The organism is Aquitalea palustris (assembly GCF_003693445.1).
In the GTDB taxonomy this organism is placed as follows: domain Bacteria; phylum Pseudomonadota; class Gammaproteobacteria; order Burkholderiales; family Chromobacteriaceae; genus Aquitalea; species Aquitalea palustris.
The window spans coordinates 41058-57889 of sequence record NZ_RFAR01000069.1 but is presented as its reverse complement, the minus strand read 5'-3'; the positions used below and the strand labels follow the sequence as shown (position 1 = coordinate 57889).

Annotated in this window: 19 protein-coding genes; 11 read left to right on the top strand and 8 right to left on the bottom strand. The window is 60.8% G+C overall.

Annotated features, from left to right (window positions below):
- Window positions 1-129: 129 nt before the first annotated feature.
- From EAY64_RS15965 to mobA, 7 genes are all read left to right on the top strand, one after another.
- Entirely contained in the window at window positions 130-1305 is a 1176-nt protein-coding gene (locus EAY64_RS15965; protein WP_103525726.1) for a phosphoglycerate kinase, read from the top strand.
- Between the two features lie 74 nt (window positions 1306-1379).
- Entirely contained in the window at window positions 1380-2009 is a 630-nt protein-coding gene (locus EAY64_RS15960) for a LysE family translocator (protein WP_103525725.1), read from the top strand.
- A 113-nt stretch (window positions 2010-2122) separates the two neighbouring features.
- Complete coding sequence (gene fba / locus EAY64_RS15955) at window positions 2123-3187, top strand: class II fructose-bisphosphate aldolase (protein WP_103525724.1); 1065 nt, start codon at window positions 2123-2125, stop codon at window positions 3185-3187.
- A gap of 77 nt (window positions 3188-3264) precedes the next feature.
- Window positions 3265-3465 carry a hypothetical protein gene (locus EAY64_RS15950; RefSeq protein ID WP_103525723.1) on the top strand — a complete coding sequence of 67 codons (201 nt, stop codon included), beginning with the start codon at window positions 3265-3267 and terminating at the stop codon, window positions 3463-3465.
- A complete protein-coding gene (locus EAY64_RS15945) occupies window positions 3462-3713 on the top strand; it encodes a MoaD/ThiS family protein (RefSeq protein ID WP_103525722.1) in 252 nt (83 codons plus the stop codon). Before EAY64_RS15950 ends, EAY64_RS15945 begins: the two co-directional genes overlap by 4 nt.
- A gap of 1 nt (window position 3714) precedes the next feature.
- Window positions 3715-4173 carry a molybdenum cofactor biosynthesis protein MoaE gene (locus EAY64_RS15940; RefSeq protein WP_103525721.1) on the top strand — a complete coding sequence of 153 codons (459 nt, stop codon included), beginning with the start codon at window positions 3715-3717 and terminating at the stop codon, window positions 4171-4173.
- Entirely contained in the window at window positions 4170-4754 is a 585-nt protein-coding gene (gene mobA / locus EAY64_RS15935) for a molybdenum cofactor guanylyltransferase MobA (RefSeq protein ID WP_226034301.1), read from the top strand. Before EAY64_RS15940 ends, mobA begins: the two co-directional genes overlap by 4 nt.
- On the opposite strand, the gene EAY64_RS15930 is transcribed toward mobA, so the two are convergent.
- Window positions 4702-5643 (bottom strand): LysR substrate-binding domain-containing protein, encoded by a 942-nt coding sequence (locus EAY64_RS15930; protein ID WP_103525720.1) that lies wholly within the window; start codon window positions 5641-5643, stop codon window positions 4702-4704. The two genes, mobA and EAY64_RS15930, sit on opposite strands and share 53 nt — an antisense overlap.
- A gap of 200 nt (window positions 5644-5843) precedes the next feature.
- Here EAY64_RS15930 and EAY64_RS15925 point away from each other — a divergent pair, with 200 nt between their 5' ends.
- Window positions 5844-6803 carry a DMT family transporter gene (locus tag EAY64_RS15925; RefSeq protein WP_103525719.1) on the top strand — a complete coding sequence of 320 codons (960 nt, stop codon included), beginning with the start codon at window positions 5844-5846 and terminating at the stop codon, window positions 6801-6803.
- A gap of 243 nt (window positions 6804-7046) precedes the next feature.
- Here EAY64_RS15925 and aroG read toward each other — a convergent pair whose 3' ends face one another.
- From aroG to EAY64_RS15895, 6 genes are all read right to left on the bottom strand, one after another.
- The gene (gene aroG / locus EAY64_RS15920) at window positions 7047-8123 is read right to left on the bottom strand and encodes a 3-deoxy-7-phosphoheptulonate synthase AroG (protein WP_103525718.1); all 1077 of its coding nucleotides are present in this window, start codon (window positions 8121-8123) and stop codon (window positions 7047-7049) included.
- Between the two features lie 159 nt (window positions 8124-8282).
- A complete protein-coding gene (gene dksA / locus EAY64_RS15915; protein ID WP_045845893.1) occupies window positions 8283-8693 on the bottom strand; it encodes an RNA polymerase-binding protein DksA in 411 nt (136 codons plus the stop codon).
- Between the two features lie 202 nt (window positions 8694-8895).
- Window positions 8896-9201, bottom strand: coding sequence for a c-type cytochrome (locus EAY64_RS15910; RefSeq protein WP_059285120.1), 306 nt, complete (start codon window positions 9199-9201; stop codon window positions 8896-8898).
- A gap of 77 nt (window positions 9202-9278) precedes the next feature.
- On the bottom strand, window positions 9279-9857 hold the full coding sequence (locus EAY64_RS15905) for a YggT family protein (RefSeq protein ID WP_103525717.1): 579 nt from the start codon (window positions 9855-9857) through the stop codon (window positions 9279-9281).
- 6 nt (window positions 9858-9863) lie between these two features.
- On the bottom strand, window positions 9864-10667 hold the full coding sequence (proC, locus tag EAY64_RS15900; protein WP_103525716.1) for a pyrroline-5-carboxylate reductase: 804 nt from the start codon (window positions 10665-10667) through the stop codon (window positions 9864-9866).
- A gap of 75 nt (window positions 10668-10742) precedes the next feature.
- Window positions 10743-11438, bottom strand: a complete 696-nt coding sequence (locus EAY64_RS15895; protein WP_103525715.1) for a YggS family pyridoxal phosphate-dependent enzyme — start codon at window positions 11436-11438, stop codon at window positions 10743-10745.
- Between the two features lie 159 nt (window positions 11439-11597).
- Here EAY64_RS15895 and EAY64_RS15890 point away from each other — a divergent pair, with 159 nt between their 5' ends.
- The 3 genes from EAY64_RS15890 (at window position 11598) to EAY64_RS15880 (ending at window position 15499) form a co-directional block, all read left to right on the top strand.
- Window positions 11598-12635 (top strand): type IV pilus twitching motility protein PilT, encoded by a 1038-nt coding sequence (locus EAY64_RS15890; RefSeq protein WP_103525714.1) that lies wholly within the window; start codon window positions 11598-11600, stop codon window positions 12633-12635.
- A 37-nt stretch (window positions 12636-12672) separates the two neighbouring features.
- Window positions 12673-13809, top strand: coding sequence for a PilT/PilU family type 4a pilus ATPase (locus EAY64_RS15885; RefSeq protein ID WP_103525739.1), 1137 nt, complete (start codon window positions 12673-12675; stop codon window positions 13807-13809).
- Between the two features lie 64 nt (window positions 13810-13873).
- Window positions 13874-15499, top strand: coding sequence for a response regulator (locus EAY64_RS15880; protein ID WP_103525713.1), 1626 nt, complete (start codon window positions 13874-13876; stop codon window positions 15497-15499).
- 12 nt (window positions 15500-15511) lie between these two features.
- Here EAY64_RS15880 and EAY64_RS15875 read toward each other — a convergent pair whose 3' ends face one another.
- Window positions 15512-16723 carry an EAL and HDOD domain-containing protein gene (locus tag EAY64_RS15875; RefSeq protein WP_103525712.1) on the bottom strand — a complete coding sequence of 404 codons (1212 nt, stop codon included), beginning with the start codon at window positions 16721-16723 and terminating at the stop codon, window positions 15512-15514.
- Window positions 16724-16832 lie beyond the last annotated feature (109 nt).

The following is a 16832-nucleotide window of genomic DNA, read 5'->3' as shown; positions in this document are numbered from 1 at the left end:
ACCGCAGCAGGTCACTTCCCCCGGAATGGCCATGGCGGTGATGCTGTCACCGTCCTGAACAACGGTTGTACGGCCTTCCCCCACGAAGGCGGTCGCCAATTGCATCCAACAGATAAAAGCGAGCCACCGATGAAATTCAACAAACTGACCGAACTGGATCTGGCCGGCAAACGCGTGCTGATCCGTGTCGACATGAACGTGCCGGTGAAAAATGGCGTGATCGGCGACGACACCCGCATCCGCGCCAGCCTGCCGTCCATCGAACACAGCCTGAACGCCGGCGCCGGCGTCATCCTGATGACCCACCTGGGCCGTCCGACCGAAGGCGAACCCAAGCCGGAAGACAGCCTGGCTCCGGTGGTGGAACGCCTGTCCACCCTGCTTGGCAAGCCGGTACGCCTGGTTGCCGACTGGCAAGCTGGCCTGAGCGTGGCCGCCGGTGAGGTGGTGATGCTGGAAAACGTGCGCCTGAACAAGGGCGAGAAAAAGAACAATGCCGAGCTGGGCCAGGCCTACGCCAGCCTGTGCGATGTGTTCGTCAACGATGCCTTTGGCACCGCCCACCGCGCCGAGGCCTCCACCCACGCCGTGGCCCAGTTTGCCCCCACCGCCTGCGCCGGCATCCTGCTGGCGGCCGAACTGGACGCGCTGGGCAAGGCCCTGCTGGCCCCGGCCCGTCCGCTGGTGGCCATCGTGGCTGGCTCCAAGGTTTCCACCAAGCTGACCATTCTGGAGTCGCTGGCCGACAAGGTAGACCAGCTGATCGTTGGTGGCGGCATTGCCAACACCTTCTTGCTGGCCGAAGGCAAGAACATCGGCAAATCGCTGGCCGAGGCTGACCTGGTGGATGAAGCCAAAAAAGTCATCGCCAAGATCCGCGCCCGTGGTGGCAATGTGCCGCTGCCCAGCGACGTGGTGTGCGCCACCGAGTTTGCCGAAAGCGCCGTCGCCACCACCAAGAATGTGGCCGAGGTGAGCGCTGAGGACATGATTCTGGACATCGGCCCGGATTCGTCGGCAGAGCTGGCCGCCATCATCGCCAAGGCCGGCACCGTGGTGTGGAACGGCCCGGTTGGCGTCTTCGAATTCGACCAGTTCGGCAACGGCACCAAGACCCTGGCACAAGCCATCGCCCAGTCGCCGGCCTTCTCCATTGCCGGCGGCGGTGACACCCTGGCCGCCATTGCCAAATATGGCATTACCGACGACATCAGCTATATCTCCACCGGTGGTGGTGCTTTCCTGGAATTCCTGGAGGGCAAGACCCTGCCGGCGGTAGCCATTCTGAGCGAACGCGCCGCCTGATCGCAGTCATCACCACATGCAAGTGAATGGCGCGGCCATCGTGCCATTCTCCCCACCCTTGCCGGAGTACTGCCATGCCCTTGAATACCTGGTTGCTGTTTGTCACCACCGTGTTTTTTGTTTCCGCCACACCCGGCCCCAACATGCTGCTGGCGATGACCCATGGCATCCACCATGGTGTGCGCCGCACCGCCATTACCTGCCTGGGCTTGATGACCGGCCTGGGCATCATCATGCTGGGTTCGGCAGCCGGCCTGGGTGCCTTGCTGGCCGCATCGGAACAACTGTTTTCCATAGTAAAATACGCCGGTGCCGCCTATCTGATCTATCTGGGCATCAAGACCTGGCGCGCCACGCCGCAACCGGTAGCGGAAGTGGCCGACGATATCAGCAAGGTCCACACACCGTGGGTGATGTTCCGCACCGGTTTTCTGGTGTCGATGAGCAATCCCAAGGCCTTTATCTTTTTTACCGCGCTGTTCCCGCAGTTCATGGACGCGCGCCTGCCGCAGGGGCCACAGCTGGCCGTACTGGCAGCCACGTTTTATGTGATCGAAGCCTCCTGGCAGTTTGCCTATGCCAGCGGTGGCGCCCGCCTAGCCGGCTGGCTCAATAGCGCCCGTCGCCTGAAGCTGGTGAACCAGGTTTCCGGCGGGGCCTTTGTCGGTGCCGGGCTGTTGCTGTCCGGTATTTCCCGGCGCTAACGCAGCACACATCGCGTATCGGATCTGTTATCGGGCTGGCTCTCCACAAGAGGTCCCGGCCCTTGATTTAAACCCCGCGCCGCCAGCAGGCGGTGCGACCTGAGGAGATTTTCATGGCACTCGTTTCCATGCGTCAGCTGCTGGACCATGCAGCCGAATTCAGCTACGGCCTGCCGGCTTTCAACGTCAATAACCTGGAACAGATGCGCGCCATCATGGAAGCCGCCGACAAGTGCGACGCCCCGGTGATCGTGCAAGCTTCGGCCGGTGCCCGCAAATACGCCGGTGCCCCCTTCCTGCGCCACATGATTCTGGCCGCCGTGGAAGAATTTCCGCATATCCCGGTGGTGATGCACCAGGATCATGGCACCAGCCCGGACATCTGCCAGCGTTCCATCCAGCTGGGTTTCTCCTCGGTGATGATGGACGGCTCGCTGAAGAGCGACGGCAAGACCCCGGCCAACTACGACTACAACGTGGATGTAACCCGCACCGTGGTCAACTTCGCCCATGCCTGCGGCGTGTCGGTGGAAGGTGAAATCGGCTGCCTGGGAAGCCTGGAAACCGGCATGGCCGGTGAAGAAGACGGCGTGGGTGCCGAAGGCGTGCTGGACCACAGCCAGCTGCTGACCGACCCGGAAGAAGCCGCCCGCTTCGTCAAGGACACTGGTGTGGATGCCCTGGCCATTGCCATTGGCACCAGCCACGGCGCCTACAAGTTCAGCAAGAAGCCCACCGGCGACGTGCTGCGCATCGACCGCATCAAGGAAATCCACGCCCGCATCCCCAATACCCATCTGGTGATGCACGGTTCCTCCTCGGTACCGCAGGAATGGCTGCAGATCATCAATGAATTCGGCGGCGACCTGGGCGAAACCTATGGCGTGCCGGTAGAAGAAATCGTCGAAGGCATCAAGCACGGCGTACGCAAGGTGAATATCGACACCGACCTGCGTCTGGCTTCCACCGGTGCCATCCGCCGCTTCCTGGCGCAGAACCCGAAAGAGTTCGACCCGCGCAAATACCTGAAAGCCTCCACCGATGCCATGCGTGATATCTGTATCGCCCGCTACGAAGCCTTCGGTGCCTGCGGTCAGGCCAGCAAGATCAAGGCCATAAATCTGGATACCATGGCCAATCTGTATCTGAAGGGTCAGCTGGCGCAGATCGTCAAATAAGCGACCACCGCTGAATCGACCAACCCGCTGCCTGCAGCGGGTTTTTTCTTGCCCACACCAGGCTGGCCAACTGCAGCATGGTCATCTCCCCCATCAGCAGCATTGGCGCAGGCCACGCCATTGCTTACACTGCAGCCATGGCCGATCTCTTATCTCCCCTGGAATGGTTTTTCGTCGTCCTGCTGGCCGTGGTGCCATTGCTGGGACTGGGTTTTCATCTGTGGATCATGCTGCTGGGGCATGGCAAGGCCAGCCCACAAGCGGAGGACAAGTCATGAAACTGAACATGGTGTATTTTGCCCGGCTGAAAGACAGCTTTGGCACCGGCCAGGAAAGCCTGGAAACCGACGCGACCAGCGTGGCCGAGCTGCTGGTGGAATTACGCCTGCGCGGCGGCAACTGGGCCACCGAACTGGGCCATGGCAAGACATTCCGCGTCGCCTGCAATCAGGAGCTGGCCGGCCCGGACAGCGCACTGCGCGATGGTGACGAAGTCGCCATCTTTCCCCCTGTAACCGGGGGCTGAGATGCAACCTTTTACCGTGCGCGTACAAACCGGGCGCTTTGATACTGGCGCAGAAATCGACCGGCTGTCGTGCAACCCGGCCTGCGGTGCCGTAGTCAGTTTCAGCGGTCTGGTGCGCGATTATGGCGACCGCCAGGACGTGGCTGCGCTGGAGCTGGAACACTATCCGGGCATGACGGAAAAAGCCCTGCACGCCATCATCGAACAGGCCGGCCAGCGCTGGCAGCTACAGGCCGCCACCATCATCCACCGCGTCGGTTATCTCGCGCTGGGTGAGCCTATCGTGCTGGTGGTCACCGCCTGCAGCCATCGCAAGGACGCCTTTGCCGCCGCGGAATTCCTGATGGACTTTCTCAAGACCGCCGCACCGTTCTGGAAGAAGGAAATCCTGCAGAATGGCAGCGCCCACTGGGTGGAGGCCAAACACAGCGATCAGGCCGCGATCGGGCGCTGGCAGTGATACCTTACACCGCACTGATTCTGGCCGGCGGCCAGGCCAGCCGCATGGGCGGGGTGGACAAGGGCCTGGTGGAACTGGCCGGCCAGCCGCTGATTGCCCGCACCTTGCAGGCACTGGCCGCGCAAAGCCAGCCTCCACAACGCATACTGATTTCTGCCAATCGCCATCTGGATGAATACGCGGCGTACGGGCATGCGGTATTGCCGGACACACTGCCTGATTATCCTGGTCCATTGGCAGGGCTGCTGGCGGGCATGCAGGCGGCACCGGACGCCACCTTGCTGATGCTGCCCTGCGATGCGCTTGTTCTGCCGGTAGATTTTGCTGCCCGCTTGCTGGCGGCCCTGCCGGGCCAACAGGTGGTCAGCGCCAGTGACCCGGCCCAATGGCACCCCAGCCTGCTGGCCTTGCAGCCCGGGCTGGCCGCTGCGCTGGCGGCTTATCTGGCGAGTGGGGGCCGCTCCATCCGTGGCTGGCTGGCCACGCTGCAACACCAAAGCCTGCACGTTGCGCAGAAGCTGCCCAATCTCAATACCCTGGCTGCAGTGCACCAGCTGGAACAGCAGTGGCCGGCTGACTGACGCTGTCCAGCAGCCAGCTTTTGAACAGCCGGGCATTGTCGCTCAGTGATTTGTGGCGGGGATGAGCGAGAAAATCCACCTTGCCGCTGACAAAGGCAAACGGCCCCAGCCGCTTAAGCACACCCTGCTGCAGCAGATCGTGCGCCATGAATTCCCAGCCCAGCCCTATGCCCATGCCCTGCAGCACCGCATTGAAAGCCAGCGTCACCTGATTGAACATCGGCACCCGTGCCGGCGGGCTATAAGTCAGACCGAAATGGCCGAACCAGTCATGCCAGTTGATGCAGTTCCAGGCCGAGGAGTCCAGCTGGATCAATGGCAGCTGTGCCAGATCCGCAGGCTGGCTGATGTCGGGAAAGTCCAGCTGCGCGCTATACACCGGGTACACCACTTCCGGAAACAAGGGCTCGGCGCACAGCGAACTCCAGCGCCCGTCACCATAGAAAATGGCAAAGTCGTACTCCGCCACGCTGGCCTCGTCCATGCTGTTGCTGGCGTGGATATTGACGGTAATGTCGGGATGCTGCTGGCTGAAGGCCACCAGACGCGGGAACAGCCAGAACTGCGCCACCGCGTGGGTGCAGTTCACGGTGAGCGTGTGGCGGTTATGCTCGGCCTGCAGCCGTGCCACGCTGTGCAGCAGCGATTGCAGCATGGGAGATACCTCGCGCTGCAGCGCCAGCCCGGCCGGGGTGGGCTGAATGCCACGCACCAACCGCTCGAACAGCGGCAGCTTGAGCCAGTCCTCCAGCGTACGGATCTGCTTGCTCACCGCGCTTTGCGTCACGCACAGCTCGGTGGCCGCCTTGGTAAAGCTGCCATTGCGTAGCACGGCCTCGAAATGAATCAGGCTTTCCAGCGGTGGCAGATTTCTCAGATAGCGACTCATGCAAGCTCCTTCCCCATTGTGTCCACCGCATGGTGGCATTCCCGATCAGCATCCTGTCATTGCCAGATCATTAATCCAGATAAGGTGCGTACTGGCAAGCCATTCCCAAAAGGAATGCGTTAATGCCGAGATATCCTTTGTCGGACAAGCCCGGCCGGCTTAGCCTTGCCCTTGTTTAGCACAATGGCAGGGAGCAGCAGATGAAACGGGGCATAAGCTATGCCGGCATGGCCGGGGCAGTGTGGGGACTGGTGCTGATGGTGCCGCAGGTATTGCCGGAATTCAGCCCCTGGCTGCTGTGCGCCGTGCGCTTCAGCCTGTACGGGCTGATTTCCCTGCTGCTGGCGCTGCCGCTGGCCGGTCGCCTGCGCGCACGCTTGCAGCGCGCGGATATCCTGATGCTGGCGCGGCTGTCGCTGGTAGGCAATCTGCTGTATTTCATCCTGCTGGCCGCCGCCATCCAGCTGGTGGGCATTGCCCCGGCTTCGCTGATTGTCGGTGTGCTGCCGGTCACCATCACCCTGCTGGGCCTGAAGGATGAGGGGGCCTTGTCACTGCGTCAGTTGCGCTGGCCACTGGCAATGGTGCTGGCCGGTATTGTCTGCATCAATATCGATACCTTTGGCGACAGCCATGGCAGCCAGAGCAGCTGGGTGCGGCTGAGCGGGGTGCTGGCCGCGCTGGGTGCGCTGGCCAGCTGGAGCTGGTTTGCCGCCAGCAATGCCCGCTATCTGCGCCAGCGGCCCTGTTTCGATAGCCATGAATGGTCCTGCCTGCTGGGCATGGTTACCGGGGTGATGGGTCTGGCGCTGTGGCTGGCTTGCCACTGGCTGGGCCTGCCCATGGTCAGCCATGCCACCACGGCCCAGCACTGGCAGCTGTTCTGGCTGGCAGCTGCCGGCTGCGCCCTGGGCGGCTCCTGGCTGGCCAATGCGCTGTGGTATGCCGCCGCCCGCCGTCTGCCGCCCACGCTGTCCGGCCAGCTGATCGTGTTTGAAACTGTCTTTGCCTTGCTCTATGGCTTTGTCTGGCTACAACGCTGGCCCCGGCCGCTGGAGCTGGCCTCCATGCTGTTGTTGCTGGGTGGCGTGTGCTGGGCTGTGCGCCGCCATGCCACGCCAGCAGAAGAGCAAGCCATGCCTGCCTGGCAGGGGAGTTGATTCCGGCGAGTGCAGCACAGAGACAAACCCCCTCTCGCTTTCCGGAAGGAAAGCGAGGCTCCTTTCTTCAAATTGGCAGGGCAAGGGTGGGGGGAAAGGGGAATAGATGGGAAGGCTGCGAAAGCAATATCTTAGTCGAAAGGCCCGGCTTTGCCGGGTCCAGTGCGATCGCACCAAATCACTTTATTAGCAGCCTGAAAAACGCTGCCAAGGCAGCGTTTTTTACTGAGAGAAACAAGCAGCTTACTTGCCGCCAGCCGCACCCAGCTTGGCGCGACGCGCCTTGACTGCATCAGCCAGGGTAGTCAGCAGCTTCTCGGTATCATCCCAGCCGATGCAGGCATCGGTAATGCTCTGACCATAATTCAGTTCACAGCCCGGCTTCAGATCCTGGCGGCCTTCCACCAGATGACTTTCCACCATCACCCCGAAGATGTGCTGATCGCCGGCGGCCATTTGGGCGGCCACATCATCGGCCACTTCCATCTGACGACGGTAGTCCTTGCGGCTGTTGGCATGGCTGAAATCCACCATCAGCTTTTGCGGCAGGCCCACCGCTGCCAGTTCGGCCGCAGCGGCGCGCACGTGCTCGGCGGAGTAGTTCGGCTCCTTGCCACCGCGCAGGATGACATGGCAATCCGGATTGCCACCGGTGGAAACAATGGCGGAATGGCCGGTCTTGGTAACCGACAGGAAATGGTGCGACACGCTGGCAGAGCGGATGGCATCCACGGCGATCTTCAGATTGCCGTCGGTACCATTCTTGAAGCCCACCGGGCAGGACAGGCCGGAGGCCAGTTCGCGGTGAACCTGGCTTTCGGTGGTACGGGCGCCAATGGCACCCCAGCTGATCAGGTCGGCAAAATATTGCGGGGTGATCATGTCGAGGAATTCGGTAGCCGCCGGAATACCCATGTCGTTCAGGGTCAGCAGCAGGCGGCGCGCCAGGCGCAGGCCGGTATTGATATCGTAGGATTCGTTCAGGTGCGGGTCGTTGATCAGACCCTTCCAGCCCACCGTGGTACGCGGTTTTTCAAAGTAGACACGCATCACCACCACCAGCTCGCCCGCCAGGCTGTTGCGCAGGGTAGAGAGCTTGCGCGCGTATTCGATGGCCGCTTCCGGATCGTGGATGGAACAGGGGCCGATGACTACCAGCAGACGGTCGTCCTCGCCGCGCAGCAGGGCAGCGATGTCCTTGCGCGTGGTGTAGATGACTTCGGAAGCGGTTTCGGTAATCGGCAGTTCGTACAGATGGGCGATGGGCGGCAATAACTCTTTGATTTCGCTGATTCTTACGTCGTCGGTCTGGCGTTGCATGTTTGTCCCTAGCTGATATCGTTTTTACCTTGCATAGCAGCAAGATACCCGTACCAGCCAAGGCCGACAAGCCCTTATGTACTTGACAAGCTCCGGCAAAAAAACAAAAAGCGCCATCGCAAGGCGATGACGCTTTGTTGGGCAGAACGCCGCAGAGTATCAGTCTGCGTACTGACGCTTCATGCGTTCGCGGCGTTCCTGGGCTTCCACCGACAGGGTGGCGGTGGGACGGGCCATCAGGCGGCGCAGGCCGATGGGCTCACCGGTGTCTTCACAGAAACCATAGGAACCATCGTCAATCTGACGGATGGAGGCCTGGATCTTCTGCAGCAGCTTGCGTTCGCGATCACGGGTGCGCAGCTCCAGTGCATACTCTTCTTCCAGCGTGGCCCGGTCCGCAGGGTCCGGGGTTGCTTCCTGCTCTTGCAAATGGTTGGCAGTGGCATTGGCGTTGATCAACAACTCCTGCTGCATCTGCAACAACCGGTCTTTGAAGAACTCAAGATGGTCGGCGTTCATGTAATCATCGCCTTCCCAGTTGAGAATATCTTGTTCGGTCAGCTTGGCCATAATTTTGGTGCTTCCAGCATGAGAGTTGGCAGACAGGCGAAGAAGATTACCCACGGTATCGGATTTGTGCAACTGCCAACGACAATTCGTCTTCTTCGGCGTCACCTGCTGCTGTCACTCGGTATAGCGCCATTCCAGGCCGGTAACAAGCCTGTCACATGAAAAAGGCGGCCTGGGGCCGCCTTGTGCAACTGCATGATGCTTATTTTTGCGACAGAACCCATTTGACCAGGGTCTTGATGTCGGCGTCGCTGACCTGGGAGTTCGGCGGCATCGGGATCGGGCCCCACACACCGGAACCACCCGCCTTGACCTTGGCGATCAGCTTGGCTTCAGCGCCCTTGTCACCGGCGTATTTCTTGGCAACGTCCTTGTAGGCCGGGCCAACCACCTTGTGATCAACCGCGTGACAGGACAGGCAGTTGTTCTTTTGTGCCAGCGCCAGATTGGCCATGGCCGGAGCGGCAGCAGTACCCAGCAGCAGGGCAGCAAGCAGCATTTTCTTCATCACGATTCTCCAGATCATTGAGGAAATTACACTACATCTTTTCAGATGCGGCAGAGCATGACAAATAAACATATTTGCTACATCGCCACCTTGAGTTGCATCAAGAAGCTGCTTTCCAGGAACTGCACCGGCAGCATCAGGATCACCTGGATGATCAGAAAGAGAATCAGCGGCGACAGGTCGACCCCGCCCACGGTGGCACGGCGGAAGGGGCGGAGAAACGGGCGGGTCAGCGCATCCAGCACGGGACTGAGCGGATTATAGGGATTCACCCAGCTGAGCACCGCCTGCACGATGACCGCACCCATCAGCAGCGTCAGCGACTGCTTGAATACATCCAGTACCGCCAGCAGTGTCAGTGCCAGCCAGGTTTCCGGCGCAGCCAGGGTGTACATGGGATTGAGCGCCAGAATGATCACGCTGGAAACCATGCTGACCAGCCAGGCCAGCAACATGGTGGCACTGTCGTAACCGCGCAGCGAAGGCAGCAGCTTGCGCAGCGGCAGCACGGCGAAATTGGTAGCCGCCATGACAAACTGGCACAAGGGGTGCTTGAATGGCGCCCGCGCCACCTGCAGGTAAAAACGCAGCAGCAGTACCAGCACGAACAGGTCGGCGATGGTCTTGATCAGAAATTGCACGGTTTCCAGAAACATGAAGCTTTAATCCTGACTGAGTTGTTGGCCCATTTCGATGGAGCGGTCACGGCAGTCCATGGCACCGGCGATGATGGCCGCCTTGACGCCTTCTGCCTCGAAGCGGCCGATGGCGCGTTCGGTAGTACCGCCCTTGGACATGACATTGGTGCGCAGGGTGGCCACCGGCAGCGGACTCTGGCGGGCCAGCTCCACCGCACCGTCAAAGGTGGCCAGCACCAGCCGGCGTGCTTCGTCGGCGGCAAAACCGGCCTGTTCCGCCGCTTCGATCATGCTTTCGATGAAATAGAAGACATAGGCCGGGCCACTGCCGGAAACGCAGGTAATGTCGTCGATGCCTTCTTCCTTGTCCAGCCATACCGTGATGCCGGCGGCCTGCATGATGGTCTCGGCATGGTCGCGGTCGGCGGCGCTGGCACCACTGGCGGCATACAGGCCGGAAACGCCCTTGCCCACCATGGCCGGGGTATTGGGCATCACACGCACGATGCGCTCGCTACCCAGCCAGCGCGCCATGGCATCACAGCGGATGCCGGCGGCGATGGACAGCACCATGCCGCCGTTCAGACGCGGCGCCAGTGCCTGGCATACTTCTTTGAGCTGTTGCGGCTTGACCGCCAGCAGCACGATATCGTCGGCCGACAGCTGTTCCGGCAGGCCGCTTGATGTGCTCACGCCAAAATCACGGGTCAGCTCGGCCAGCTTGGCGGCATTGGGGTCCACCACATGGATCTGATGGCCGCCCTGCTGGTGGAGTCCGCCAATGATGGCCGTGGCCATGTTGCCACCGCCGATGAAGGTAATCTGCATTGCCTGTTTTTCCTCTTTGACTCTTATATGCGCCTGGTCGCCTTGCAGGCGGCTGGTCCGCTTTTGAATGCCAGCTTATGAATGATAGTGGCGCGCACCGAAAATGGCAGTACCGACGCGCACCATGGTGCTGCCGGCAGCAATGGCTTGTGCCATGTCAGCGGACATCCCCATGGATACAGTATCCAATGTCAGACCTGCCGTGCGCAATTCCTGTTGCAATTGCTGCAGCAGGGCAAACTGGCCAGCCAGCTTTTGTGCATCTTCGGTAGGCTCCGGAATGCACATCAGCCCGCGCAGCTGCAGACGCGGCAGCGCCGCCACCGCCAGTGCCAGCTCTTTCGCCTCCTGCGGGGCACAGCCGCTCTTGCTGGCTTCGCCGGACACATTCACCTGCACGCACACCTGCAAGGGCGGCAGGCTGTCCGGGCGCTGCTCGGACAGCCGCTGGGCGATCTTCAGCCGCTCGATGGAGTGTACCCAGTGCGCGGCTTCCGCCACGATGCGGGTCTTGTTGGATTGCAGCGGCCCGATGAAGTGCCACTCGATGTCCAGCGCAGCCAGCTCGGCGGCCTTGGTCTGCAGCTCTTGCACATAGTTTTCGCCAAAGGCCCGCTGGCCGGCAGCATAAGCCTGTTGCACGGCGCTGGCGGGGAAGGTCTTGCTCACCGCCAGCAGGCGGACGCTGCCGGCCTCACGCCCGGCGGCGGCTTCGGCGGCATGGATCTGCTGACGGACGTGTTCGATGGCGTGTGCGATGGAATCGCTCATGGTGTTCCTTGTGGCGATGGCGGGCTGTCTCTACAAAGAAAACAGCGGGACCTGATGCTTAGATTGCTGTCCACATATCCTTTTGCAACAGCTTGCGCTTACAATCGCAAAAAACCTTAGCGTCATGCCCACCGCCGAGTAATCGTGGAGAAATTATAAATGGAAATTTCCGAGCTCTTGGCCTTTACCGTCAAGAACAAGGCATCGGACCTGCACCTGTCCGCTGGTCTGCCACCCATGATCCGGGTACATGGCGACGTGCGGCGCATCAATCTGCCGCCACTGGATCATCATGATGTGCACGATATGGTGTACGACATCATGAACGACTACCAGCGCAAGATTTTCGAAGACGAGTTCGAATGTGACTTCTCCTTCGAGCTGCCGGGCATTGCGCGCTTCCGGGTCAATGCCTTTGTGCAGAACCGCGGCATGGGTGCGGTGTTCCGGGTGATTCCGTCCAAGGTGCTGACACTGGAACAACTGGGCGCGCCGAAGATCTTCCAGGATATCGCCAGCTATCCGCGCGGCCTGGTGCTGGTAACCGGCCCGACCGGCTCGGGTAAGTCCACCACGCTGGCGGCGATGGTGGATTTCGTCAACGAGAACAATTATTCGCACATCCTGACGGTGGAAGACCCCATCGAATTCGTGCATGAAAGCAAGAAATCGCTGATCAACCAGCGTGAAGTCGGCTTGCAGACCCACAGCTTTTCCAATGCGCTGCGCTCGGCGCTGCGTGAAGACCCGGATGTAATCCTGGTGGGCGAATTGCGCGATCTGGAAACCATCCGCCTGGCGCTGACTGCCGCGGAAACCGGCCACCTGGTATTTGGCACGCTGCATACCAGTTCGGCCGCCAAGACCATCGACCGTATCGTCGACGTGTTCCCGGCCGGTGAAAAGGAAATGGTGCGCTCCATGCTGTCCGAATCGGTGCGGGCGGTGATTTCGCAGACCTTGCTGAAAACCAAGGACGGCAATGGCCGGGTCGCTGCCCATGAAATCATGATCGGCACCGCCGCCATCCGTAACCTGATCCGCGAAAACAAGATCGCCCAGATCAATTCGATGATCCAGACCGGCCAGCAACACGGCATGCAGACACTGGACCAGTGCCTGCAGGAGCTGGTGCGGCGCAATATCGTGGCGCCGAACGAGGCTCGCCAGAAGGCGGCATCCAAGGATGCGTTCTAAACTTCAGCAGGCAAGCTAGCCAGCGCGGATGGCCATCATGGAAAAAGACCAGGCATCAAAATTCATTCACGATCTGCTCAAGCATGCGGTGGGCAAGAATGCCTCCGATATCTTCATTTCCGCCGAATTTCCCCCGGCCATGAAGATAGACGGCAAGATCACCCCGGTGGCGCCGCAGCCACTGTCGGCCCAGCACACCAAGGAGCTGGTGCGTTCGGTGATGAACGACCGCCAGACCGAAGAGTTCGAGTCGAAAAAGGAAGCCAACTTCGCCATCAACCCGCCGGGGCTGGGCCGTTTCCGCGTCAGCGCCTTTATCCAGCAGGGCTGTGCCGGCATGGTGATGCGCAAGATCAATACCGAGATTCCCACCTTCGACAAGCTGAACCTGCCGGAGGTGTTGCAGGACATCGCGCTGATCAAGCGCGGCCTGGTGATTTTCGTCGGTGGTACCGGCTCGGGTAAATCCACCTCGCTGGCGGCACTGGTGGACTGGCGCAACAGCCACAATCAGGACCACATCATCACCATCGAGGATCCCATCGAATACGTGCATCAGCACAAGAAGTGCATCGTGACCCAGCGTGAGGTGGGCGTGGATACCGAAGACTGGGAAATCGCGCTGAAAAACACCCTGCGCCAGGCGCCGGACGTGATTCTGATGGGGGAAATCCGCGACCGCGAAACCATGGGCTACGCCCTGCAGTTTGCCGAAACCGGCCACCTGTGCCTGGCCACGCTGCACGCCAACAATGCCAACCAGGCACTGGACCGCATTCTCAACTTCTTCCCGGAAGAGCGGCACCAGCAGGTGCTGATGGACTTGTCGCTGAACATGCGCTCCATCATTTCGCAGCGGCTGTTGCCGATCAAGACCGGCCGTGGCCGGGTAGCCGCAGTGGAAATCCTGCTGAACACGCCGCTGATTTCCGACATGGTGTTCAAGGGGGAAATTGCCGGGCTGAAGGAAGTCATGGGCCGTTCGCGCGAGTCCGGCATGCAAACCTTCGACCAGTCGCTGTTCGACCTGTTCGAAGCAGGCTATATCAGTTATGAAGACGCGCTGCGCAATGCCGACTCGATCAACGACCTGCGTCTGAAAATCAAGTTGTACAGTGAAAGCTCCAAGAGCCGCGACCCACTGGAAGGCATCGATCACCTGGATATCGTCTGAGATATGCCGCACAACCCGTGCACGTCAGCACCCGCAGTGCGGCGCGCCGGCTGGAAAATAGCTGATGTACTTTGACGAAAACACCACCGTCCTCATCATCGAGGACTCCCTCACGGTACGCCAGAGCCTGCGCACCATGCTGTCCATGGCCGGCATTACCCGCTCCGATGCCGTCAGCAGTGCGGCAGAAGGGCGTGCACGGCTGAAGGGGCGGCGCTTTGATGTCGTGTTGTGCGACTACAATCTGGGCGACGGCATGGATGGCCAGGAGCTGCTGGAAGCCCTGCGCAAGACCGGCACCCTGCCACTGTCCACCATCTGGATCATGATTACCGGCGAACGCAAATACGAGCGGGTGGTGGCGGCAGCGGAAATGGCGCCGGACGACTACATCCTCAAGCCCTTCAATTCCAATCTGCTGCTGACCCGCATGAACAGCGCACACCGGCGCAAATCCTTCCTGGCGCCGGCGCACGAGCAACTGGAAAAGGGTAACCGTAGCGGAGCCATCAACACCCTGCAGCAACTGGCCGCCGCCGCCCCCGGCCCGATGAACCGCATCGATGCCAACCGGCTCTGCGCCGAGCTGCTGGTCACCGAAGGACGGCAGGGCGAAGCGCTGCACATCTACCAGGCCCTGCTGGAAAGCAAGGTGATTCCCTGGGCCAAGATGGGTGTGGCACGCATCCAGGCCGACCAGGGCATGCAAGGCGAGTCCAGCGAGCTGCTACGCGAAATCATCCAGGATGCCCCGCTCTATACCGATGCCTACGACCTGCTGGCGCAGAACCTGATCGACGAGGGTCAGTACGCCCAGGCGGTAGACGTGCTGGAAAAGGCGGTGAACATCTCGCCGCGCAATTTTCATCGGCTGAAAAGCTGTGGCACGGCGGCACTGCGCTCGGGCGATCCGGAAAAGGGTGCGCAATACCTGCAACGCGCAGTGGAAATCGGCCGCAACAATAATTTCTTTGGCCCGGAAGTACTGGTAGACCTGCTGCAAGCCTATTCCGAAACCGGCAACACCCAGTATATCGACCGCCTGCAGGCCGATATCAGTGCCAGCCTGGCCGAGCGGCCGGAAGCGCAATTCACCCTGTTGACCTGCAAGGCGCTGACCGCGCTGGTGCAGCAAAGAGCCGAAGAAGCGCTGATGCAGCTGAAGCTGGCAGCCGACGATCTGCTCAAATCCTTTGTCCATTTCGAATCGGCCCAGCGCTTTCTGGGCGCGGTGGTACGCCTGCCGGAAACGCTGATCGAGCCTGAGCTGCTGGCAAGCTGGACGCGTACCATCACCATGCGCTTTGCCTACAGCCGCCACGAGCTGGCCACGTTGCTGGAAATCGCCCGCAAGCATGCCCGTTGCAGCGAGCTGATCGAACACGCTTATGCCGAGCTGCAGGAACAAAGCAACCGCGCAGTGGAACTGACGACGGAAGGCCGGGCCGTCGAAGCCGGGCGCATGCTGCATGAAATGGCGATGCGCCTGTACAACGAGCGCACCGGCATGAATGCTTGCGCCATTCTGTTACGGGTACGCGAGCAGTTGCGCAAGAAAAACCAGGAAACCGGGGAATACGACCAGATGCTGCGCGAGATGCTGGACTGGCTGCCCAGGGACAATGAGCGGGTACAGGGCCTGCTCAGCCGATTGCACGATCAGGACGGTGCCGAAGCCCGTTCAAACTGAAGCAGCCGGCCTTTACTGCCACATGCTGTTGACCCAGTCCAGCGCCTGGGTTTCCACCCGCATCAGCACTTCCGGGTCATAGCCGGCCGGATGCGGGACGGCATCGTCTTCCAGACTCAGCGCCACCCGCAGCAATTCACCCAGCACATGGCGGCCTTCCAGTACCGCCTCTTTCAGGCTGTCCTCTATCGGCAGGCTGGCAATCACCTCGGCCTTGGGCTGCTGCACCAGCACATCCACCAGCGACAGCATGCCAATCATGAAGGCACTTTCCCTGACATCGCGCCGCTCCGGGTAGCAGGCTTCGGCCAGCAGTTCCATGATGCGGCCGCGCGTGGCCGCCAGCTCCAGCAGCGGGTTGCGCTGCGGCTGGACATCGGTGGCATTGCTGGCAAACAGCAACAGCATCGACCAGCGCTTGATCTTGGCCCGCCCCAGCAACATGATGGCCTCGCTGACCGAGGACACCGGCCGGCGGGTGGCGGCCGAGGCGGTCGAACTGAGCTTCATCAGCATCAGTACCACGTCTGGTGCCAGTTTCAGTGCCTGGGACAGTTCATCGTTGTCGGCATCGCTCATCAGCAAGCCCAGCAGGCTGAGCATGGCATGCTGGCTGGCATTGGCCTGGCGGGTGGACAGCACGGTGGGACGGGCAAAGAAATAACCCTGGAACCACTGGATGCCCAGCTCGCGGCACAGTTCGAACTGCTCCACAGTGTCGACCTTCTCCGCCAGCAGAATGCCGGGAAAGCTGGCCAGCTCAGCCACCAGCTGGCGCAATTGCAGCAGGCTGAGCGCCACCAGATCGATCTTGACGATATCCACCAGCGGCAGCAGGGCCAGGCGGTCGGCATCCAGCTCCACCACATCGTCCATCGCCAGCCGGAAACCCTTGTGCCGCAGCTCGGCCAGCCGCGCCAGCAAGGGCGGCGTGACCTTTACCGTTTCCAGGATCTCCAGCACGACCTTGTCACAGGGCAGCACATCCAGCAGATCATCCATCAGCAGGGTTTCGCTGACATTGATGAAACCCAGACGGTCACCCAGCACCTCACCCACGCCCAGATCAACAAAGGCATGGCGGATCACCGCTGTAGTCGCCATCACATCGTCGTCGACCCTGGCGACATTGGCCTGGCTGGAGCGGAACAACAGTTCGTACGCCACCAACTGCTGGTTGGCATCAACGATGGGCTGGCGCCCAAGATAGCGGGTTGAATACATGGACAGGTCTGGCTGAAAAGGTTAGCGCTATCGTCAGTGTAGGCGCAGAGCAGAAAGGTTAGCAGGGAATTTTCCCCAATGATAATACACCATCGTTTACATCATTTGT